At 70.9% G+C, this 20,479-nt stretch carries 21 protein-coding genes; 14 read left to right on the forward strand and 7 right to left on the reverse strand.

Annotated features, from left to right (window positions below; genetic code table 11):
- The first annotated feature begins 175 nt into the window (after positions 1–175).
- The 3 genes from MFF40_RS04740 to MFF40_RS04750 all read left to right on the forward strand — a co-directional run bounded on the left by MFF40_RS04740 (position 176) and on the right by MFF40_RS04750 (position 2,871).
- Positions 176–1,318 carry a branched-chain amino acid ABC transporter substrate-binding protein gene (locus MFF40_RS04740; RefSeq protein WP_238259810.1) on the forward strand — a complete coding sequence of 381 codons (1,143 nt, stop codon included), beginning with the start codon at positions 176–178 and terminating at the stop codon, positions 1,316–1,318.
- A gap of 312 nt (positions 1,319–1,630) precedes the next feature.
- The gene (gene infA / locus MFF40_RS04745; protein ID WP_007561169.1) at positions 1,631–1,906 is read left to right on the forward strand and encodes a translation initiation factor IF-1; all 276 of its coding nucleotides are present in this window, start codon (positions 1,631–1,633) and stop codon (positions 1,904–1,906) included.
- Positions 1,906–2,871 (forward strand): DMT family transporter, encoded by a 966-nt coding sequence (locus MFF40_RS04750; RefSeq protein ID WP_147857390.1) that lies wholly within the window; start codon positions 1,906–1,908, stop codon positions 2,869–2,871. The genes infA and MFF40_RS04750 overlap by 1 nt, the downstream gene beginning before the upstream one ends.
- Here MFF40_RS04750 and MFF40_RS04755 read toward each other — a convergent pair.
- Positions 2,841–3,146 carry a hypothetical protein gene (locus MFF40_RS04755; protein WP_147896884.1) on the reverse strand — a complete coding sequence of 102 codons (306 nt, stop codon included), beginning with the start codon at positions 3,144–3,146 and terminating at the stop codon, positions 2,841–2,843. The two genes, MFF40_RS04750 and MFF40_RS04755, sit on opposite strands and share 31 nt — an antisense overlap.
- A gap of 163 nt (positions 3,147–3,309) precedes the next feature.
- On the opposite strand from MFF40_RS04755, the gene MFF40_RS04760 reads away from it, so the two are divergent.
- Positions 3,310–3,915 (forward strand): sulfite oxidase-like oxidoreductase, encoded by a 606-nt coding sequence (locus MFF40_RS04760; RefSeq protein ID WP_147857793.1) that lies wholly within the window; start codon positions 3,310–3,312, stop codon positions 3,913–3,915.
- Positions 3,890–4,627 carry an FAD-binding oxidoreductase gene (locus MFF40_RS04765; RefSeq protein ID WP_238259811.1) on the forward strand — a complete coding sequence of 246 codons (738 nt, stop codon included), beginning with the start codon at positions 3,890–3,892 and terminating at the stop codon, positions 4,625–4,627. Before MFF40_RS04760 ends, MFF40_RS04765 begins: the two co-directional genes overlap by 26 nt.
- On the opposite strand, the gene MFF40_RS04770 is transcribed toward MFF40_RS04765, so the two are convergent.
- Entirely contained in the window at positions 4,628–5,719 is a 1,092-nt protein-coding gene (locus tag MFF40_RS04770) for a calcium:cation antiporter (protein ID WP_238259814.1), read from the reverse strand.
- A gap of 286 nt (positions 5,720–6,005) precedes the next feature.
- Here MFF40_RS04770 and MFF40_RS04775 point away from each other — a divergent pair, with 286 nt between their 5' ends.
- Entirely contained in the window at positions 6,006–7,790 is a 1,785-nt protein-coding gene (locus tag MFF40_RS04775) for a DEAD/DEAH box helicase (RefSeq protein WP_147896887.1), read from the forward strand.
- 146 nt (positions 7,791–7,936) lie between these two features.
- On the opposite strand, the gene MFF40_RS04780 is transcribed toward MFF40_RS04775, so the two are convergent.
- On the reverse strand, positions 7,937–8,782 hold the full coding sequence (locus MFF40_RS04780; RefSeq protein ID WP_238259816.1) for a hypothetical protein: 846 nt from the start codon (positions 8,780–8,782) through the stop codon (positions 7,937–7,939).
- Positions 8,783–9,218: 436 nt separating this feature from the next.
- Between MFF40_RS04780 and MFF40_RS04785 the strand changes: the two genes are divergently transcribed.
- The 7 genes from MFF40_RS04785 (at position 9,219) to MFF40_RS04815 (ending at position 14,574) form a co-directional block, all read left to right on the forward strand.
- Complete coding sequence (locus MFF40_RS04785) at positions 9,219–10,670, forward strand: ATP-binding protein (RefSeq protein WP_246689916.1); 1,452 nt, start codon at positions 9,219–9,221, stop codon at positions 10,668–10,670.
- On the forward strand, positions 10,667–11,341 hold the full coding sequence (locus tag MFF40_RS04790) for a response regulator (RefSeq protein ID WP_007561188.1): 675 nt from the start codon (positions 10,667–10,669) through the stop codon (positions 11,339–11,341). The genes MFF40_RS04785 and MFF40_RS04790 overlap by 4 nt, the downstream gene beginning before the upstream one ends.
- A 31-nt stretch (positions 11,342–11,372) precedes the next feature.
- A complete protein-coding gene (gene tenA, locus MFF40_RS04795) occupies positions 11,373–12,059 on the forward strand; it encodes a thiaminase II (protein ID WP_238259818.1) in 687 nt (228 codons plus the stop codon).
- 151 nt (positions 12,060–12,210) lie between these two features.
- Positions 12,211–12,864 (forward strand): DJ-1/PfpI family protein, encoded by a 654-nt coding sequence (locus MFF40_RS04800; RefSeq protein WP_147896900.1) that lies wholly within the window; start codon positions 12,211–12,213, stop codon positions 12,862–12,864.
- Positions 12,865–12,973: 109 nt separating this feature from the next.
- The gene (locus MFF40_RS04805; RefSeq protein WP_147896889.1) at positions 12,974–13,435 is read left to right on the forward strand and encodes a tellurite resistance TerB family protein; all 462 of its coding nucleotides are present in this window, start codon (positions 12,974–12,976) and stop codon (positions 13,433–13,435) included.
- Between the two features lie 17 nt (positions 13,436–13,452).
- The gene (locus MFF40_RS04810; protein ID WP_147854169.1) at positions 13,453–13,854 is read left to right on the forward strand and encodes a CidA/LrgA family protein; all 402 of its coding nucleotides are present in this window, start codon (positions 13,453–13,455) and stop codon (positions 13,852–13,854) included.
- 3 nt (positions 13,855–13,857) lie between these two features.
- Complete coding sequence (locus MFF40_RS04815) at positions 13,858–14,574, forward strand: LrgB family protein (protein ID WP_147854168.1); 717 nt, start codon at positions 13,858–13,860, stop codon at positions 14,572–14,574.
- 4 nt (positions 14,575–14,578) lie between these two features.
- On the opposite strand, the gene MFF40_RS04820 is transcribed toward MFF40_RS04815, so the two are convergent.
- On the reverse strand, positions 14,579–15,676 hold the full coding sequence (locus tag MFF40_RS04820; RefSeq protein WP_147854167.1) for an NAD(P)/FAD-dependent oxidoreductase: 1,098 nt from the start codon (positions 15,674–15,676) through the stop codon (positions 14,579–14,581).
- 304 nt (positions 15,677–15,980) lie between these two features.
- On the opposite strand from MFF40_RS04820, the gene MFF40_RS04825 reads away from it, so the two are divergent.
- Positions 15,981–16,388 (forward strand): Ros/MucR family transcriptional regulator, encoded by a 408-nt coding sequence (locus MFF40_RS04825; RefSeq protein ID WP_147854166.1) that lies wholly within the window; start codon positions 15,981–15,983, stop codon positions 16,386–16,388.
- Positions 16,389–16,427: 39 nt separating this feature from the next.
- Here MFF40_RS04825 and MFF40_RS04830 read toward each other — a convergent pair whose 3' ends face one another.
- The 3 genes from MFF40_RS04830 to MFF40_RS04840 all read right to left on the reverse strand — a co-directional run bounded on the left by MFF40_RS04830 (position 16,428) and on the right by MFF40_RS04840 (position 20,341).
- A complete protein-coding gene (locus MFF40_RS04830; RefSeq protein WP_147854165.1) occupies positions 16,428–19,079 on the reverse strand; it encodes an MGH1-like glycoside hydrolase domain-containing protein in 2,652 nt (883 codons plus the stop codon).
- A gap of 276 nt (positions 19,080–19,355) precedes the next feature.
- On the reverse strand, positions 19,356–20,021 hold the full coding sequence (locus tag MFF40_RS04835; protein ID WP_147854164.1) for an HAD-IA family hydrolase: 666 nt from the start codon (positions 20,019–20,021) through the stop codon (positions 19,356–19,358).
- An 83-nt stretch (positions 20,022–20,104) separates the two neighbouring features.
- Positions 20,105–20,341, reverse strand: a complete 237-nt coding sequence (locus tag MFF40_RS04840; protein ID WP_147854163.1) for a hypothetical protein — start codon at positions 20,339–20,341, stop codon at positions 20,105–20,107.
- Positions 20,342–20,479: the final 138 nt, after the last annotated feature.

Raw genomic sequence — 20,479 nt, forward strand, 5'->3', positions numbered from 1 at the left:
TCCCACATCGCGCCCGCCCGCCAGCGCTTCCGCGCGCAGCTGCATCCCGATCCACTCAAGGATGAACGGATTTTGAAACCGCTTTATCCGAAAGCCGGCGGCCACCTTTCGGGCCGATGCGCGGGCCCGGCGCTGCACGCTTCCCGTGCGGCGAGACTGACCATAACGTGTGGCGATGAAGCAGATCCTCGCCCCGATCGTCGCCGGCCTCCTGGGCGCGGCACCGGCCGCCGCGCAGGCCCCTGTGCGGATCGGCCTGTCGGCGCCGCTCACCGGGCCGGATGCCGCCTTGGGCCAGGGGCTCCGGCAGGGCGCCGAGCAGGCTGTCGCCGACCAGAACCGCGCCGGCGGCAGCCGTCCGAAATTCGCCCTGGTGCCGGCCGACGATGCCGGCGATCCCAGGCAAGCCCTCGCCGCCGCGAAGAAATTCGCCGGTGAAGGCGTGCGCTTCGTGGTCGGGCCGTTCGAGTCCGGGGCGGTCGCGGCGGCGGCTCCGGTCTACGAGGAGGCCGGCGCCGTGATGGTCGCGCCCGGCGCCGCCTATACGCCTCTGACCGGCCGCGGGTTGTGGAACCTGTTCCGGCTGGGCCCGAGCGACGCGCAGCAGGGCCGGGCGGCGGGGAGCTATCTCGCCAAGGCGTTCGCCGGCCGGCGCGTCGCCATCGTCAACGATCGCTCGACCTACGGGCGCGGCCTCGCCGAGGCGGTGGCGGCGCGCCTGAAGGAGGCCGGCACCCCGGAGGTGCTGTTCGACGGCTTTCCCCGCGGCACACGCGACCTCTCCGATCTCATTGGGCGGGTGAAGGCGGCCCGGGTCGAGGCCGTGTATTTCGGGGGGCTGGCGCCGGAGGCCGCCACCCTGGTTCGCGCCCTGCGCGAGGCGTCCATCGGCGCAACGCTGGTGGCGGGCGACGGCATCCTCGATCCCGCCTTTGCGGCCGTCGCCGGCCCGGCCGGGGAGGGGACCGTGATGACCCTGCCCCCCGATCCGCCGCGCCTGCCCGAGCCGAAGGGCGGCAAGGCGACGGCGCGCAGCCCAGAGGCCGAGAGCGTCGCGGCTTCGGGCTACGCGGCGGTGGAAGTGCTGGCTCAAGGCTTGGAGCGCGCCCGCGCGGCGGACCCGAAAGCCGTGCGCGTTCCGGACGGCCGCAAAGTCGCCGAGGCGCTGCACGGCACCCAGCCTGCGCGCACGATCCTCGGTCCGGTCGGCTTCGACGAACGTGGCGACCGGATCACCGGTCCGGTCACCCTGCGGGTCTGGCGGCGGACGCCGGACGGGCGCCTAGACTACGCCGGCAACGACGTCTCCGGTCCGTGAGCGCGGGCCGCCCGGGACCGCGATCCGAGGGCGGTCCGGACGCGGCATTCCTGAGATGGCCGCCAGTTTTTTGGAAAAGATGATGCCAAATCAGCGGTTGCGCGCATCATCCGGGGCTCGATATCCAGTCCGATCGGCACGGCGTGACTTGCCGCGGGATCGTGCGACGACTAAATGCGGGCAGCGTCGCTGAGCAGGCGCGGACCGTCCGTCGGATCGGATCCGCGCCCTGCGGCGTTTCCCGAGCTTGATGACAGCCGTTGAAGTTTTGCCGGAACGCCTGCTGCCGGACGGTCCGACTGGAGAAGGTGCATGGCGAAAGAAGAATTGATGCAGTTCGACGGTCTCGTGATCGAGATCTTGCCGGACGCGCGCTACCGCGTGCAGCTCGACCAGGGTCACGAGATCGTCGCCTACACGGCCGGCAAGATGAAGAAGAACCGCATCAAGACGCTGGCGGGTGATCGGGTTACGGTCGAGATGTCGCCCTACGACCTCGAGAAGGGCCGCCTGGTGTTCCGTCACAAGGACGAGCGCTCCGCGGGTCCGCGTCCGCAGGTGCGGGGCGGTCAGTTCCGCCGCCGCTGATGGCTGAGCGCGCGACCCGGGTTTCCTCGGTCGCGCCGGCCTATCTGCTCCTCACGCTCACGGCGTTGCTCTGGGCCGGAAACGCGGTCAGCAGCCGCTGGGCTCCGGGGCACGTCTCGCCGCAGGTGATCACGACGCTGCGCTGGGCTGTGGCCTGCACTGCGCTCGCGCCGTTCGCGGCCCGCAGGCTCGTGGCGGAATGGCCGCTCCTGCGCCCCCACTGGCTGCGCATCCTGCTGATGGGCGGCCTCGGCTACACTGCTTTCAACTGCCTGTTCTACGCCGCCGGCGTCCACACCGGAGCGGTCAACCTGGCGCTGTTCCAGGGAGCGATCCCGGTCCTGGTGATCCTGCTCAACCGCGTGGCCTACCGGGTGCCGGTCACCCTCGGCCAGATGCTTGGCGTGGTCCTGACGCTGATCGGCGCCGGCATCGCCGCAACGCACGGCGACTGGTCGGTCCTGACGCGCCTCGATTTCAACCGTGGCGACGTCCTCGTGTTCGGCGCCTGCCTGCTCTACGCGGGCTACACGATCTTCCTGCCGACGCGCCCGAAGGTGACGGCGCTGGCGTTCTTCGCCGCCATGGCGATCGCCGCCTTCGTGACCTCGCTGCCGCCCCTCGCCGTCGAGTGGGCCACGGGGCATGCGGTCTGGCCCGGGCTGGCGGGCTGGGCGATGGTCGCCTTCGTGGGCCTTGGGCCGTCGCTGCTGGCGCAGTTGTTCTTCATGCGCGGGGTCGAACTGATCGGCCCGAACCGGGCCGGCCTGTTCGTCAACCTCGTGCCGATTTTCGGCGCGGGCCTCGCCGTCCTGCTGGTCGGCGAGCCGTTCGGGGCGACTCAAGCCGTCGCCCTGGCCCTGGTGCTCGGGGGGATCGCCTGTGCCGAGCGCCTGAAGCCGGCGCCGGCCGCCGCGGCGACCCCCGAAGCCGCTTATTCGCAGACGCGGACGCGCCGGATGTAGACGTCGCCGTAGGGGTCGATCGTGCGGCGGCGCTCGAAGTGGCAGACCGGACCGTAATCCTCTTCCACGTAGACAGGCGGCGGGGCGCGGTAGACCGGCCGGCCCGGATAGTAGCCATTGTTGGCCGACGACGCGATGGCGCCGCCGACCGCGAGGCCGCCGAGCACGCCGAGGGCCGCTGCGCCGCCGGCGCCGATCCCGTCACGGGCCTGGGCGGCCGGAGAGAGGGTGGCGAGGCTCCCGACGATGAGGCTCGTCGCGAGAAGGTACTTCATGACATTCCCCCTGATGGGTGCGATTCGGTCAGGCGTAGGCTGACTACCACACCTCAGCTTTGGGGCGTTTGTTCGGCCGCACATCGCGACTTGACGTGGGGTGTTCCGACGCACCAAACCCGGATCGGACGCATCAAAACAACAACCGCGAGCGGAGGCCGGCATGGTGACACGGGGCTTCGTCGGGCGCAGGCAGCCGCCCGAGACGGGCGCGCGCATCCCGCCCGGCCAATATCTCACCGAGGATTTCCCGATCCTGCAGATCGGCCCCAACCCGACCGTGGATCCGGCCACCTGGCGGTTCACGCTGCGTGAGGGCTCTCGGCCGATCAAGACGTGGAGCTGGGAAGAATTCGAGGCTCTGCCCCGCACCACCTGGCAGGGGGACATCCACTGCGTCACCAAGTGGTCGAAGTTCGACACCGCCTGGAAGGGCGTGAGCTTCGACGACCTGCTGGCCGATGCCGGCATCGCGGCGCCGACCGGGTATCTCCTGGCGGAATCCTACGACGACTACACCACCAACATGCCGGTGGCCGACCTCGTGAACGGTCAAGCCATGGTGGCGACGCGCTATGCCGGCCAGCCGATCCACCCGGATCACGGCGGCCCGGCGCGGCTGCTCGTGCCGCACCTCTATTTCTGGAAGAGCGCCAAATGGGTGAAGGGCCTTCGCTTCACTCAGACCGATACCGCCGGCTTCTGGGAGTTGCGCGGGTATCACATGTACGGGGATCCCTGGCGTGAGCAGCGCTACACTGGTGACTGAGCCGATCGTCTTCCGCTGGCACCAGGCCGAGATCACCGCAATCGCGCCCGTCACCCCGCAGGTGAAGAGCTTTCGGCTGCGCTGCGCCATCGCGCAGGCCTACCGGGCCGGCCAGCACGTCGACGTCCGCCTGACCGCCGAGGACGGCTACCAGGCTCAGCGCAGCTACTCGATCGCCTCGGCGCCCGACGGCAGCGGCACCCTCGAGCTGATGGTCGAGGCGCTGCCCGACGGCGAGGTCTCGGGCTGGTTCTCGGAGGCCGCCGAGGTCGGCGACCGGGTCGAGCTGCGCGGGCCGATCGGCGGCTCGTTCTCCTGGGACGGCCCGGATGGCGGCCCGCTGCTGCTGGGGGCCGGCGGCTCCGGCGTGGTGCCGCTGCTGGCGATGCTGCGCCGGCGTGCGCTGGTCGCCCCGCAGATCCCGGCGGCCCTGATCTACTCCGCCCGCACCCGCGCAGACGCGATCGCGCTGCCCGAACTGGAGCGCCTCGCCGCCGACGGAACCGGCTTCTCCCTGCACCTCACCACCACCCGGGATTCCGGCGGCCGGCGGATCGACGCCGCCCTCGTGGCCGGCGCCCTGGCGCGGCTCGGACGACCTGAAAAGGTCTTCCTCTGCGGGTCGAACCGATTCGTCGGCGCGGCCTCCGACCTGATCCTGGCGGCGGGCGTCCCGGCTGGCGTGATCCGGACCGAGCGGTTCGGCAGCTGATCAGGGGCTGAAGATCAGCACGAGGTAGACGAAGAACACCACGAGGTGCACGGCGCCCTCCAGAACCGTCGTGCGCAGGCCCGAGAAGGTCTGCGTGCTCAAGATCAGCGTCACCGCGAGCAGCGTCATCTCGGTGGGCTTGAGGCCGAGCACCACGGTCTGGCCGGTGAGCAGGCCGATCGTGAGGATCGCCGGCACCGTGAGGCCGACCGTCGAGGTCGCCGCGCCCAGGCACAGGTTGATCGCCCGCTGCAGTTCGTTGCGCGCGATGGCCTTCAGCGCCGAGATCGCCTCCGGGGTGAACACGATGGCAGCGATCAGCACGCCGCCGAGCGCGGAGGGCGCCCCGAGCGCCGCGATGCCGTGGTCGAGGATCGCCGCGAGGCTCTTGGCCAGCAGCACGATCGGTACGACGTTGGCGAGCAGCAGCACGACGTGCTTCGCGATCGCGCCGCGCGAGGTCGAACCCGAGCCGGCCTCGCTGTCCGCCTCCTCTTCCGACTCCTGGAAAAAGTCGCTGTGCCGGCTGGTCTGGATCAGCAGGAACACCCCGTAGAGCGCCAGGGTGAACACCGAGAAGGTCACCGCCTGCAGGGTGGTCAGGGTGCCGTCGGCGGTGGAGCTGGTGAAGTTCGGGATGATCAGCGCGACGGTGGTCAGCGGGATGATCACCGACAGGAAAGCCGAGGCTCCCTGCAGGTTGTAGCTCTGCTGGTGGTGGCGCAGGCCGCCCATCAGCAGCCCGAGGCCGACCACGCCGTTCAGCACGATCATCAGCACGGCGAACATCGTGTCGCGGCCGAGCGTCGGCGCGTCCTTGGCCGAGAGCATCACGGCGGAGATCAGCGCCACCTCGATGATCACGATCGACAGGGTCAGCACCAGGGTGCCGAGCGGCTCGCCGAGCCGATGCGCGAGATCCTCGGCCTCGTGTACGACCCCGAAGGCCGCCCAGACGATGACCGCGAGCAGCCAGGCGAACAGGCCGCCCGCGAACCAGGGCTGCGACAGGTCCCCGAGCCAGGACTTCCCGAACCACGCGAAGGCGAGAACCGTCGCCCACGCCACCGCCAGCCGCAGGACTCCCGTCATGGTCTTGGTCGTCTCCGTGCGCGGTCGTGCGTACTGTCGGACCCAATGAGAGTCCATGCCCGGCCTGGACCGGGTCAGCCCGCGTCCTACGGTGGCGTCAGTGCGGGCGGACCAGCCTCGCCGCGCCCCTCTGAGCGCGCGCAACCGGCCCATGCCGTGGCGGGAGTGGTCATCGGGCCCCGTAGGCGCTACCTTGTCAGGACCCGAATAAAGTCCGGTGCCTGATTCCTCCGCCGCGCGATGGCGCGCTGCCGGGCGCGGCGCGGCCGTTGAGAGTTTCCGAAACTTGCCCTTCCCGACCCTGCCCGCCCCCCTCGCGCGGGCCCTGTCCGAGCGCGGCTATGCCGATCCCACCCCGGTCCAGGCCGCGGTGCTGGAGGCGGCGGCCGGCGCCCGCGACCTCCTCGTCTCCGCCCAGACCGGCTCCGGCAAGACCGTGGCCTACGGGCTCGCCATGGCCGACATGCTCTTCGGCCGCGAGGCGGGTGAGGAGGCCGATGCGGCCGAGATGCTGCCGCCCGCCGGCGCGCCGCTCGCCCTGGTGATCGCCCCGACCCGCGAACTGGCCCTCCAGGTCCAGCGCGAGCTGCTGTGGCTCTACGCCCCGGCCGGCGGGCGCGTCACCGCCTGCGTCGGCGGCATGGATCCCCGCCGCGAGGCCCGGATGATGGCCGACGGCACCCATATCGTGGTCGGCACCCCGGGCCGCCTGCGCGACCACCTCGAGCGCCGCAACCTCGACCCGACCAACCTGCGCGCCGTCGTGCTCGACGAGGCCGACGAGATGCTCGACCTCGGTTTCCGCGAGGATATCGAGTTCATCCTTTCGTCCACCCCGCCGGAGCGGGCGACCTACCTGTTCTCTGCGACCCTGCCGAAGGCGATCGAGGCCCTGGCCGAGCGCTACCAGCGCAACGCCCTGCGGCTGGCGATCAAGGGCGAGAGCAAGGGCCACGCTGACATCGCCTACCGGGCGGTGCGGATCATGCCGCGGGAGACCGAGCACGTTGTGCTCAACCTCCTGCGCGAGGCGGACGCCCCGACCGCGATCGTGTTCTGCAACACCCGCAACGCGGTGCGCCATCTCCAGGCGAGCCTCACCGAGCGCGGCTTCTCGGTGGTCGCGCTCTCGGGCGAGCTCGGCCAGGGCGAGCGCAACGCCGCCCTCCAGGCCCTGCGCGACGGGCGTGCCCGGGTCTGCGTCGCCACCGACGTGGCGGCGCGCGGCATCGACCTGCCGTCGCTGAGCCTCGTGATCCACGCCGACCTGCCGCACGACGCCGAAGTGCTTCAGCACCGCAGCGGGCGTACCGGTCGGGCCGGGCGCAAGGGCACCTCGGTGCTGCTGATCCCGAACTCCCGGCGCCGCCGCGCCGAGCAGATGTTCGCCATGGCCAAGGTCAGCCCGGAATGGTCGGGGCCGCCCTCGGCCGACGACATCCGCAAGCTCGACGGCGAGCGCATGCTCTCCGACCCGCTCTTCTCCGAGCCGCCGGCCGAGGAGGATGTCGCGCTCGCCGGCGCCCTGCTCGCCGGCAAGACGCCGGAAGAACTCGCCGCCCTCCTGGCCCGGGTCTACCGCACCCGCCTGCCGGCGCCCGAAGAGGTCAGCGATCCCGGCGAGGGCCGTGCGCCGCGCGGCGTCAGCGAGCGCCCGCCCTACGACCCGATGAACCCGGAGCAGATCGCCGCCCTGGGTCCGGCGGTGTGGTTCCGGCTCAATCTCGGCCGGCGCGACAACGCCGACCCGCGCCGTCTGCTGCCGATGCTGACCCGCCGCGGCGGCATCGGCCGCCAGGAGATCGGCGCGATCCGGATCTTCGACCGGGAGACCAAGTTCGAGATCCGCGGCAACGCCGCCGCGCGCTTCGCCGAGGCCTTCGCCCGCAACGGCTCGCCGGAGATCCAGGTCGAGGCCTTGGCCGGGGATGCCGGTCCGGCCGAGCGCAAGAGTGCCCCGAGCGGCCCGAAGGGGTTCGCGAGCCCGCGCGCCGGCAAGCATCAGCGCCAGGCCGAGCGGTCCGGTCCCCGGCCCGATCACAAGCCCGGCCGGAACACAGGCCGCAGCTGAGCCGGCTGAATCCTGAACGGGGGCGCTGCTGCGCCCCCGGGCAGCCCGTAAGCGGCGTCCAGAACGGCAGCCGCCCGCTTATCGGTAGGGACGTTGCGGAGAGCGGAGCATGCGTATCGAACCGCTCCGGCGTCCGGCGGGAGGTGCTAGAACACCTTTTTCATCGCATCGCCCAGTGCGTCGACGCTCTCCTTCAGCTTCCGGCCGGCTGGCGCCAGGGACGGGAGCTTAATACCGAGCACCTCGGTCTCCTCGTCGGCCGGCTCGGCCTGAGCCACGGTCGCGGCGCCGGGCTTGGCCGCATCGGCGGCCTTCTTCGCAACCGGCGGCTTGCTGACGGCCATCACCTTGCGGGCTGGCTTCTCGGGTGAGGCCGGAATCGGTGTCGCCGCGACCGGCTTTGGCGCGGGCGCGGCGGCGGGCACGACTGCGTCCCGCGCCCGGACGATCTCGGAGGCCCGCGGCTGCTGCAGCACGGCGGTGCGGGTAGGCGGGAGGGGCACGACCTGCCGGGCGGCGGCGATCGGCGCGACCGGGGTCGGCGTCGGGATCCGCTTGGTCGGCGCCTCGGGCACGGCGACGCTTTTCGCGGGCGGTGGGGCGCTCGGTACGCTTCTGGCCGGCGCGGACATGGGCGGGCTCGCGACGGCCGGCGCTGGCGCCAAGGCCTCCGGCAGGACGGCCATGCGCAGGGCCGGCTTCTCAGGCTCAGCCGGCTTCGGCGTGACGGGAACGGCCGGAGCGATTCCGGCGACGGCTGGAAGACCGTCCTTCAATTCGGGCCAGTCCGCGGCCCGGCTCGACGGTCCCAGCTTGACGGGTGTCGGGGCTGCGAGCCCTGCCATCAGGGTCGAGGCGGCGACGCCGAAGCCCGCGAGCGCGCTGACACCGACCAGCCCGGCCAGGACCAGTCGCAGGCTGGGCTTGCGTCCGGGACGGAGATCCGGCGACCGATGCGGCCGGGTGTCGGACGGGTCCAGGGCGAGGTCCATCATGGTCCGGGGTCTCTGACACGGTGCACGACGCGCGCGACCGGGCCCCCCACGACCGGCCGCCGTTCTCCATCGTTGCGGAGATGGGTCGACTCTGCCGTCGATAGAGAAACCGCAATACGGCGCAAAGATGTCGCGTCGTATTGGGTGCCCGGCCCATCTGGGCTCGGCTATCCACAAGATAAGCTGAAGCCGCTTAAGAATCCGTAGTCGGTTCGATTACCGCGGTACGGCTTCGACAGCGCCGGGGCGCCGCCGATCCCCGGGCCAGGGCCGTCATCGTCCGAAGCGACTTGCGGGATCCGGTGGCAGAGGCTTCGCCGACAGGCCAGCGCGAGCACAATTCCCGAAGGCGGCCACTGGCTTACGGGGAAAAGACGATGGGAATCAAAAAGCTAGCGCATCGAGCCGGTTCCGGTCGCCGGGACGATGCGTTATGCGTCTCGGCGTGGATACGACACCGACTCAGCTTCCCATCTCGGCTGCACCGCCCGACAGGCACCGCGCCGGCTTCTGGTCGTGGACCGATTGGTCGACCCGGGCCCGGCTCGTCGCGGTTGTGTTGTTCATCGACGCGCTGGCGGCTCTGATCTCCTGCGGGGTGATCGTGCTCAACGCGCGCAACGCGGTGCGGGTCGAGACCCGCGCCTCGCTGGCCACCGTCGAGTCCCTGGTCGCCGACACGATCCGCCTGTCCGACACCGCCTCGCCGGACACGCTGCTCCAGACCTTGGACCTCCGCTTCAAGGTCCTGCGGCACGTCCGCGTCGCGGTCCTGGAAGCGGACGGCGACCAGGTCGGCAAACCGATGCCACCGCACCGGGCCGAGCGCGAGGCGCCCCATTGGTTCGCCGACCTGATCATGCCGCCGATCGAGCGCCACACCCTGCCGATCGTGGTCAACGGGCAGACCCTCGGAACCGCGCAGATCACCACCCAGCCGATGGACGAGATCGACGAGATCTGGGGTTATGCCCGGGCGCTCTCGATGACCACGCTGGCGATCAACGCCGCGATGCTGATCGCGCTCTATCTGGCCCTCGGGCGCATCCTGGCGCCCCTGCAGCGGCTGGGCGCCGGCCTGACCCAGCTGGAGCACCATGATTACACCGCGCGCCTGAAGCCCCCCGGCGCCCGGGAGCTGGCGGTGATCGCCGAGCGGTTCAACAAGGTCGCCGCCGCGTTGAGCGAGGTCCGCGCCGCCAACGGCCGGCTCAACCGGCAATTGCTCACCGCGCAGGACGACGAGCGCCGCCGCACCGCGCTCGAACTGCACGACGAGTTCGGTCCCTGCCTGTTCGCCCTTGAGGCCAATGCCGCGTCGATCGCCCGGATCGCCTCGGGCGCGGCCGAGCCCAATCGCGAAAAGCTCGCCACCCGGGCTGCCGAGATCAGCGCCATCGTCGGGCAGGTCCAGACCGTCAACCGGGAACTCCTGAACCGTCTGCGCCCGCACGGGCTTGGGCAGGCGCCGCTCGCCACCTGCCTCGATCTGATGCTGCGCGGCTTCGGTCAGCGCCATCCCGGCACCGCCTTCGTCGGCCGGTTCGACGGCTTGGCCCGCGGCTATGGCGACCTCGTGGACCTCACGGTGTTCCGCTGTGTGCAGGAGAGCGCGACCAACGCCGTGCGGCACGGCGCCGCCACCCGGGTCGAGGCCGAGGCGACAGAGGGGGACGGCCTATTGCGCGTCACGATCCGCGACGACGGGACGGGAATCCCGCTCGAACACCGCACCGGGCTCGGTCTGTCGGGGATGCGCGAGCGCGTCGAGGCGCTGGATGGTACCTTCGCCCTTGACAATGCCGGCCCCGGAGCAATCGTCAAGATCACGATCCCCGTTCCGCCGGAGCGGGTCGACGAGAACAACAACGCGCCGAGCGCATGAACGCCATCGCCTCCCAGATCGACGCCGCCGCCACACGCTTACCGGTCCTCGTGATCGACGATCATCCGATCGTCCTGCAAGGCTGTCGCCGGGTCCTCGAGGATTCCGGGGTCGAGACCATCGCGGAGGCGACCACGGTGGTCGGCGGCTACCGGATCTTCCACCGGCTGCGTCCGCCGGTGGTGATCTGCGACCTCACCTTCCAGGGCAGCGGCATGGCCGGGCTCGGCCTGATCCGTCGCATCCGCGCGGTCGCCCCGGAGACGCGCATCCTGGTGTTCAGCATGCACAACGATCCGGTAATCGTGGCGCGGGCGCTCGAGGCCGGTGCGCTGGGCTACGTGCTGAAGGACCACGCCTCGGCGGAGCTGTTCGAGGCGTTCGGCAAGGTCAGGGTCGGCGAGGTCTACCTCGACCGCCGGCTCGCCACCGAGGTCGCGATGCTACGCGCCGACGCCCGCCGGACTCCCGAATCCCAGCTCACCCCCCGTGAGCAGCAGATCCTGGCGCGGCTGGCCCAGGGTCGCTCCTACGGCGCCATCGCGGCCGACCTGTCGGTGAGCTACAAGACCGTCACCAACGCCTGCTCGCAGATGCGCCAGAAGCTCGGCGTCCGGACGCTGGCCGAACTGATCCACGTGGCCGTCACGCACGCCCAGCGACAGGGCTGACGCCCTCACAGAAACCAGGCAGGAGTTGCCTTTGACCGACGGTGACACCGGCTCGAACGCGTTCTCCCGCGACGCGTGGGCGCGCAACGCGGTGGCCTACGAGACGATCCGGTCGATGCCGTTCAACGCCGAGCTCGCCGCCGGCACGCTCAAGCAGGATCGCTTCCGCCACTACATCGTGCAGGACGCGCATTACCTGATCGGCTTCGGCCGTGCGCTGAGCCTCGCCGCCGCGAAGGCGCCGGACCCGGACGGGATCGTGCAATTCTCGCGCGCCGCGCAGGACGCCATCGTGGTCGAGCGCGCGCTCCACGGCGGGTTCTTCCGGGATTACGCGATCGGCCCGGAGACCTTCGCGGCGACCGCGCTGACGCCGGCCTGCCACCACTACGTCTCCTACCTCCTCGCCGCGGCCTATGCCGAGCCGTTCGAGGTGCTCTGCGCGGCCCTGTTGCCGTGCTTCTGGATCTACAAGGCGGTGGGTGACGACATCTTCGCCCGCGCCGCCGCCGACAACCCGTACCGGGCCTGGATCGACACCTACGCGGGCGAGGAGTTCGCCACGGCCGTGGCCAGGATGATCGCCGCCACCGACCGGGCCGCGGAGCAGGCGTCCCCGGTGGTACGCGCGCGGATGCACGAGGCCTTCACGCAGGCCACCCGACTGGAATGGCTGTTCTGGGACAGCGCCTATCGGGACGCGGCGTGGCCGCTGTGACGATCCCGAACCGGGCGTGACGCCGCCGCCGGACCTCAGCCGCCGGGCAATCCTGGCGGCGACGGCCGCCGCGGCCGCATTCGGGCGCGTCCGCACCGGAGCCGCGGACGCGCCGAAAGCTATCCCGCAGGATCGCCCGGTCCGGATCGCGATGATCCTCTATCCGGGCATGACCGCCCTCGACCTTGTCGGCCCCCAGGCGCTGCTCGCCGGGCTGGCCCCCGGCAGCCTGTACTGCGTCGCGCGATCCGCGGGTCCGGTCGCCAGCGACACGGGCCTGAGCCTGGTGGCGACCCACACGTTCGAAACCTGCCCGCCCGATCTCGACGTCCTGCTGGTTCCGGGCGGCGACGGCACCCCCGAGCAGATGCGCGACGCGGCCCTGCTGGACTTCCTGCGGGCCCGCGCGCCCGGCACGACCTGGCTGACGAGCGTCTGCACCGGCTCGCTGATCCTCGGGGCGGCCGGCCTGCTCAGGGGCTACCGCGCCACCTCGCACTGGTGCGTGCGCGATGCGGTGCTGCCGCTGCTCGGCGCCGTGCCGGTGGCCGAGCGGGTGGTGTTCGACCGCGATCGGGTCACCGCGTCCGGCGTCTCGGCCGGGCTCGATCTCGGGCTGGCGCTGGCCGCCCGCCTGCGTGGCCCCGACTATGCCCGCACCGCGCAACTCGTCGCCGAATACGCCCCGGAGCCGCCGTTCCGGGCCGGCACGCCCGGGCAGGCCGGGCCGGCGATCGTCCGGGCGGCGGACGAGATCCTGGCCCCGCTGGTCGCGGGGGCGACCCGGGCCGCCCGGGGGGACTGACGGCCCGAAAGCGATGCAGCCGCGCCACGCTTCGCGCCGACGTTGTGCGGCGTCCTTGACGGGGCGCCCCGCGAACCGAACTGTGCCGTCAGGAACCGCCGGAGCCGCCATGTCCCTGATCGCACGCCTGCGCGCCTACGCGACCGAGGCTCTCGGGGTCGGCGCCTCCGAGCCGGTGGACGACACGCATCTCGCCGCGACCGCCCTGCTCGTGCACGTGGCCCGGGTCGACGGCATCCTGGCACCCGCCGAGAGCGACCGCCTGTCCCGGATCGTGCAGGGCCGCTACGCCGACGGGCCGGACGCGGCCAGGGCGCTGATCGAGCGCGCCGCCGCGATCGATGCCGAGACCCGCGACGTGGCGAGCCTCGTCGAGATGATCCCGCACGAGGCCAACATCACTGAGCGCCAGGAATTGCTGACCATGGCCTGGTCGGTGGCCGCCGCGGACGGCATCGTGGACGAGTTCGAGGAGGCGCTGGTGGAGCGCCTCGGCCGGTTGCTCGGCTTCGACGAGGCGGCGGTCACCGCGGCCCGGCGGACCGGGCAGCAGGGCGTCGGCGCCGCCTGACCGCGCGGGCCTGGACGATGATCGCCAGCCTGGCGCTGATCCTGCTCGCCCAGCTCGTCGGCGAGGTCCTGGCCCGGGGCGCCGGGGTGCCGGTGCCGGGGCCGGTGATCGGCATGGGGCTGATGTTCGCCTTCCTGCTGCTGCGCGACAGCCGCCTCGGCCTGCCCCGGATCCTGCCGCAGCCGCTGACCGACGGCACCCTCGAATCGACGGCGCGGGGGCTCCTGATGAACCTGTCGCTGATGTTCGTGCCGGCCGGAGTCGGCGTGGTCGGGCGGCTCGACCTGCTCCGAGCGCAGGGGCTCAAGCTCGCGATCGTGCTGGTGGTCTCGACCGCCCTGTCGCTGCTGGTGACCGTGCTGGTGTTCCGCGCGGTCGCGTCCCGGGTCGAGCGGCGGCGGCCGGACGGCGAGGCCTGAGCGGTGGCCGGCGACTTCTCGCTTTGGGTCTACCTCGCCGGCACGCCGCTGCTGTGGCTGACCGTGACGCTGACCTCCTACGTCCTGGCCGACCGGCTCGCGGCCGCCACCGGCCGCCACCCGATCGCCAACCCGGTTCTGATCACGGTGGTGCTGGTCGGCAGCGTCCTGGCGGTGACCGGCACGCCGTATCCGACCTATTTCGAGGGCGCCCAGTTCGTGCACTTCCTGCTCGGGCCTGCGACGGTGGTGCTGGCGATGCCGCTCTACGAGCGCCGGGCCACGGTCCTGCGTGCCCTCGTGCCGATGCTGGCCGCCCTGGTGGCCGGCGCCGCCACGACGCTCGCGGTGGTGATCGCGCTGGCGCGCCTGCTCGACATCCCGCAGCCGATCCTGATCTCGCTGGCGCCGAAATCCGTGACCTCCGGCGTCGCCATGGGCATCGCCGAGGCGCTGGGCGGCGACCCGACGCTCACCGCGATCCTGGTCATCCTCACCGGCATCATCGGGGCGATCCTGGTGACGCCCCTGATGAACGTCCTGCGGATCCAGGACATGCGCGCTCGCGGCTTCGCGGCGGGGCTCGCCGCCCACGGCATCGGCACCGCCCGAGCCTTCCAGGTGAGCGAGACGGCCGGCACCTTCGCGGGCATCGCCATGGGGCTCAACGCGTTCCTGACCGCGATCCTGGCGCCCCTGGCGCTGCATCTGCTGTTCTGAGCGATCAGCCGTCGAGGTGCCAGACGACCGCGTCGGCGAGCGACAGGCTCGACGTCAGGCCCGGGCTCTCGATTCCGAACAGGTGGACGATCCCGGGCAGCCCGTGCTCGGCCGGCCCGTCGATCCAAAAGTCCGCCGCGGGCTCGCCCGGGCCGGTGAGCTTCGGGCGCAGGCCGGCGTAGTCCGGATACAGCACCCCGTCCGGCAGGCCTGGCCAGTAGCGGCGGATCGAGCCGTAGAAGCTGTCCGCCCGCCGCGGGTCCACTTGGTAGTCCACCGTGTCGACCCATTCCACGTCGGGGCCGAATCGGGTGCGGCCGGCCAGATCGAGGGTGAGGTGGATGCCCAGCCCGCCGTCGAGGCGCGGGGCCGGATAGATCAGCCGCGAGAACGCCGGCTTGCCGGTGCAGCCGAAGTAATTGCCCCGCGCCAAGCGCAGCACCGGCACGCGGTTGGCCGGATAGCCTTCCGTGCGGGAAGCCAGCACCGGCGCCCCGAAGCTCGCGGCATTGACGACCGCGTCGAAGGCCATCTCCCCCGGCTCGCTGCCCCCGAACGCCGCGTGCCATTGGCCGCCCCGCCGGGACAGGCGCTCCACCGGCGTACGCAGGGCGAGGACGCCGCCGTGATCCTCGATGACGCCGAGCAGGGCCAGCATCAGCGCGTGGCTGTCGACGATGCCGGTCCGGGGCGCATGCAGCGCCAGGGTGCAGGCGAGTGCCGGCTCCAGCCGCTTCGCCGCCGCGGCGTCGAGAAGCACCAGGCCGGGGACGCCGTTCGCCTCGCCTTGATGGCGGATCGCCGCGATCGTCTGCGCTTCCGCGTCGTCGGCCGCCACGATCAACTTGCCGCAGGCGCGATGCGGTACCCCATGGTTCGCGCAGAAGTTGTACAACTTCTCGGCGCCATCGACGCAGTGGCGGGCGCGCGCGGAACCGGACGGGTAATACATGCCGCCATGGATCACCTCGGAGCTGCGGGCTGAGACTCCGGTCCCGAACGCGTCCTCCGCTTCCGCCAGGATGACGGCATGCCCACGCTGCGCGAAGGCCCGCCCTACGGCCAGCCCGACGACGCCGGCGCCAACGACCAGAACCTCCATGCGCACCACTCTCGGCTGCCGGCCCGAAAGGGCAGGTGAGTCTTCAATACCGCACCCGAGACCGGATGAGGGCCCGGATCTTGATTCGGCGTTGACCCTAATTATCAATTCTAAGTAGAAACAGCGCGGCAATAGATACGCGCAGCGGTTGTAAGCGCGGTGAGTGGGCGCATAATGCAATGACGCGCTGCCCCAGGGCAGACCGGAATTCCTCCCCGGCGGCCATCACCGGCACCCGGCAGTACAGCACCTCTATCGACTCGACAAAGCCGCATCTTCGGACAGGAAACCTTAGGAGATGACCATGCTGACGACCTCCCCGAGCGTCGAACTCGCCGCGAAGATCCTAAGCGCCTACGTCACCAAGAACAGCGTGCCGGCCGGCGCCCTTCCGAGCCTCCTGTCGGAAGTCCACCGTTCGATCACGGCCCTCGACGCGCCGTCGGAGCAGCCGGTCAAGCGGCCGACCGAGGCGCAGATCCGGGCCTCGATCCGGCCCGACACGATCATGAGCTTCGAGGACGGCAAGTCCTACAAGGCCCTGCGCCGACACCTGACCCTGCGCGGCCTCACCCCCGAGGCTTACAAGGCGAAGTGGGGCCTGCCAGTGGATTATCCGCTGGTCTCCGCGGCCTACAGCGCCCGGCGTTCGAAGATCTCGCGGGAGATCGGGCTTGGCCAGAAGCTGCGGATGCAGCAGGCGGCCGAGTAGGCACGGCTCCGACCGGACTGCCGGGGCCGGCCGTGCACGTCACGGCCGGCCTTCTGCCGCCGCGATCTCCTGGATCAGCAGGGCCACGAGACCGGACCAGCCGGTCTGGTGCGCCGCGCCGACGCCCCGGCCGGTATCGCCGTGGTAATACTCGTAGAACAGCACGAGATCGCGGAAATGCGGATCGTCCTGTTCGATCCGGCTGTCCCCGTAGACCGGCCGATGCCCGTCCTGTCCGCGGGTCGAGAGGCCGATGAGGCGGCGCGACAGCATCGCCGCGATCTCCCGGAGCGAGTAGGTCCGTCCCGAATGGGTCGGCGCCTCCACACGGAAATCCGGCCCGTAATAGCCGTAGAACTGCTCAAGGCCTGCAATCAGCAGGTAGTTCACCGGCATCCAGACCGGCCCCCGCCAGTTCGAATTGCCGCCGAACAGGCGTGAGCGCGATTCCGCGGGCTCGTAGGCAAGCCCCATGTCGCGGCCGTTCCAAGGGAAGCAGAACGGCTGGTCAGCGTAAGCCCGCGAGACCGCCCGGAGGCCGTGCTCGGACAGGAACTCGGCCGGGTCGAGGGCGCGGTGCAGCAACGCCTTCAGCCGGTGTCCGCGCAGCAGCGACAGCAGCACCGTCTGGCCTTCGCCCGGCACGTTCCAGCGCGAGACCAGGGTCGCCAGGTCCGGCCGGTTCTCGAGGAAGAATCGCATCCGCTTCTGGAGCGACGGCAACTTCTCCAGGTCGCGCGCGCTGATCGTGGTGACGGCGAAGATCGGGATCAGCCCGACCATGGTACGAACCCGGATCGGCAGGCGACCGCCGTCCCGGGCCTCGATCACGTCGTAGAAGAACCCGTCCGCCTCGTCCCAGACGCCGTCGCCGGTGGCCGCCGCGATGAGCAAAAAGTGTTCGAAGAACTTCTCGGCCATGTCCTCGTAGGTCGGATCCCGGAGCGCCAACTCGATGGCGATGCGCATCAGGTTGAGCGCGTAGGCCGCCATCCAGGCGGTCGCGTCCGACTGGGTCAGGGTCGCGCCGTCGCCAACCGGCTTCGAGCGGTCGAAGATGCCGATGTTGTCGAGGCCGAGGAAGCCGCCCTGGAACAGGTTGCGGTCGTCGGAATCCTTCCGGTTCACCCACCAGGTGAAGTTCAGCGTCAGCTTGTTGAAGATACGCTTCAGGAAGACGTGGTCCGGAATGCCCGTCAGCGCCCGGTCCAGCTCGAACACCCGCCAGGCGGCGAGGCCGTGAATCGGCGGGTTGGCGTCCCCAAATCCCCATTCGTAGGCCGGCAGCGCCGCGTTCGGGTGGGCGTAGGCCTCATCGACCAGGAGCAGCAGCTGGTTCTTGGCGAAGTCGGGGTCGAACAGCGCGAACACGATCGCCTGGAGGGCGAGGTCCCAGGAAGCGAACCAGGGATATTCCCAGGCATCCGGCATCGAGATGACGTCGTTGGCGCGCAGATGCGTCCAGTCGGCGTTGCGGCCGTGCCGGCGCGTGGGGGAGGGGGGCGGCTGGGCCGGATCGCCCGCGAGCCACTCGCGCACATCGTAATGGTAGAGCTGCTTCGACCACAGCATCCCGGCCAAAGCCTGCCGCTGGACGAGCCGCATGTCGGGATCGGTGATCGACGCCTGCAGGACGGCGTAGAACGCGTCCGCCTCCGCCGCGCGGGTGGCGAACACCGCGTCGAAATCCGCGAAGGGCTCGCCCGGGGTGGTCTCGGGGCGCAGCCGCAAGCGCAGCGTGCGGGTCTCGCCGGGGCCGAGATGCAGGTCGTAGCGTGCGGCGCATTTCGTGCCGGACAGGTGGTTGGCCGCCCCGGCCTCGCCCTGGACGACGCACCGGTCGATCCCGTCCTTATAGAAGCCCGCCTCGGGACCGCTGCCGTAGAGCCGGTGGGTGTTGGTCTCGTTCTCGGTGAACAGCAGTTCGGCCGCGCCCTCGGCGAAGAAGCGCATGGGCGCCACGCCCGGATGGCGCGCCCAGACCGACCCGTCCGATCCCGCCTCCAACTCCGGCTTCGCGGTCCCGGCCTTCCACGACCACAGGTTCCGCGCCCAGAGCTGCGGCAGGAGCGTGAGGTCGGCTGCCTCCGGCCCGCGGTTGGTCACGCTGACCCGCATCAGCACGTCGTCGGGGTCCGCCTTGGCGTAGGCGATCTCGACATCGAAGTAGCGGCCCGCGTCGAACAGGCCGGTGTCGAGCAGCTCGAATTCCGGGTCGTCGAGCCCGCGGCGGCCGTTCTCCTCGACCAGGCGTTGATACGGGAATGCGGCCTGCGGATACTTGTAAAGCATCCGCATGAAGGCGTGGGTCGGGACGCCGTCGAGGTAGTAGTACAGTTCCTTCACGTCCTCGCCGTGGTTGCCCTCGGCGTTGGTGAGGCCGAACAGGCGCTCCTTCAGGATCGGGTCGCGTCCGTTCCACAGGGCGAGCGCGAGGCACCAGTTCAGGTGCCGGTCGCCGAAGCCGCCGATGCCGTCCTCGCCCCACCGATAGGCCCGGGACCGGGCGTGGTCGTGGGGCAGGGAATCCCAGGCCTCGCCGTCGGCGCTGTAATCCTCCCGCACCGTGCCCCATTGCCGGTCGCTGAGATACGGCCCCCAGCGCCGCCAGGCCGGATCGGTCCGCGCCTGCACGAGGCGCTGTCCCTCGGCGGTATCGAAGAGACCGGGGACGCCGTTCGGCTCGGTCATACGGTCGATGCTCCCGCGCTCTTATGGAATTTGCGCCGCGATACTGCCCTGGTTCGGCGGGGCGTTGTCAATTCCGGTGCGCGGCTTCTTCGGTCGCGCTCATCCGATCTGCAAGCGGTGCTCCGGCGGCCACAGGATAACCCCCCCGTCATTCCGGGCTCGCCTGCGGCACCCCCGAATGACGGGGTCGATGCTTCATGCGGCGATGTAAGACCTGAAATATTGGCGGATCGTATGTCCACATACGATTGCCCCGATCGACCGCATCGGGCGTCCTCAGCCGACGGACAGGATGCGCGACCCGTCCGGCCCGGCATCGACCGTCAGCGCCCGGTAATCCGGAATCGTCGCGTGCGTCGTCTCGATCGGCGCGTGGTGGGTCGCCGTGACCACCACGACGCCGGCGCCCGCCGCCTCGCCGGCCTGGATACCTGCCGGCGCATCCTCGAACACCAGGCAATCCGGGGCCGCGACGCCCAGACGCTCGGCACCCAGCAAAAAGCAATCCGGCGCGGGCTTGCCCCGGGCGATATCCTCGGCGGCGATCAGCAGGGCCGGGATCGGCATGGCGGCGGCGTCCAGGCGGCGCAGGGCGAGCGCCCTCGGCGCCGAGGTCACGATCGCCCAGCGTTCCGGCGGCAGCGCGCGCAGGAAAGCCCGGGCCCCCGGGATCTCGACGATGTCGCCGACATCGTCGATCTCGGCCCGGGTGATCGCCGCGGCCTCGGCCTCCGGGTCGACCCCGGGCAGGCCAAGCCGGCGGATCGTGTCCACCGAGCGGACCCCGTGGATGGTCGGCAGGAAGGTCGCCACGTCGAGGCCGTGGGCTTGCGCCCAGCGTGTCCAGGTGCGCTCCGCGGAGGCGATCGAGCTGATGATCGTGCCGTCCATGTCGAACAGGAAGGCGGCGAAGCGGCGCGTCGGCAGGGTTTGGGTCGTCATGCCCGATGGCTACGCGTGCACGGGCGGGCGGACAACCGCGCCGCGCGCACGGCCGCCGCCCGCCCGATCATCGTTGACTGCCGTCAGGTGTCCGAAGTCTCGGAGCCCGGCGCCTGACGGTTGGCCGCGTGGTCCTGGTATTGGTCGGTCTGGACCGCCTTGCCGTCGAGCCCGCGCTCGTCGCTGTGGCGGGACTTGTCCCGGTTGCTCAGGACCTCGTTCTCGCCCAGCACGCCGTCCGGAAGCTCGGTCATGCCGCCGGTGCCCGAACTCTTGCCCTGACCGCCCGGGCCCATGTGGTGCTTGTCGGCCTTCGCCATGTCGCGCTCCTCATCTTCCAGGGGGTGTGGACGCCGGGAGATGGAGTCGGGGATCGGCGCGACAAGGCGGTCGCGCACGGACGCCGTGGCCGCAGGGCCGAGCGCTTCACGGGCCGACGCCGATGGTGTAGCGCGGAG

Origin of the sequence: Methylobacterium mesophilicum, from assembly GCF_022179445.1 — a bacterium.
GTDB lineage: Bacteria > Pseudomonadota > Alphaproteobacteria > Rhizobiales > Beijerinckiaceae > Methylobacterium > Methylobacterium mesophilicum.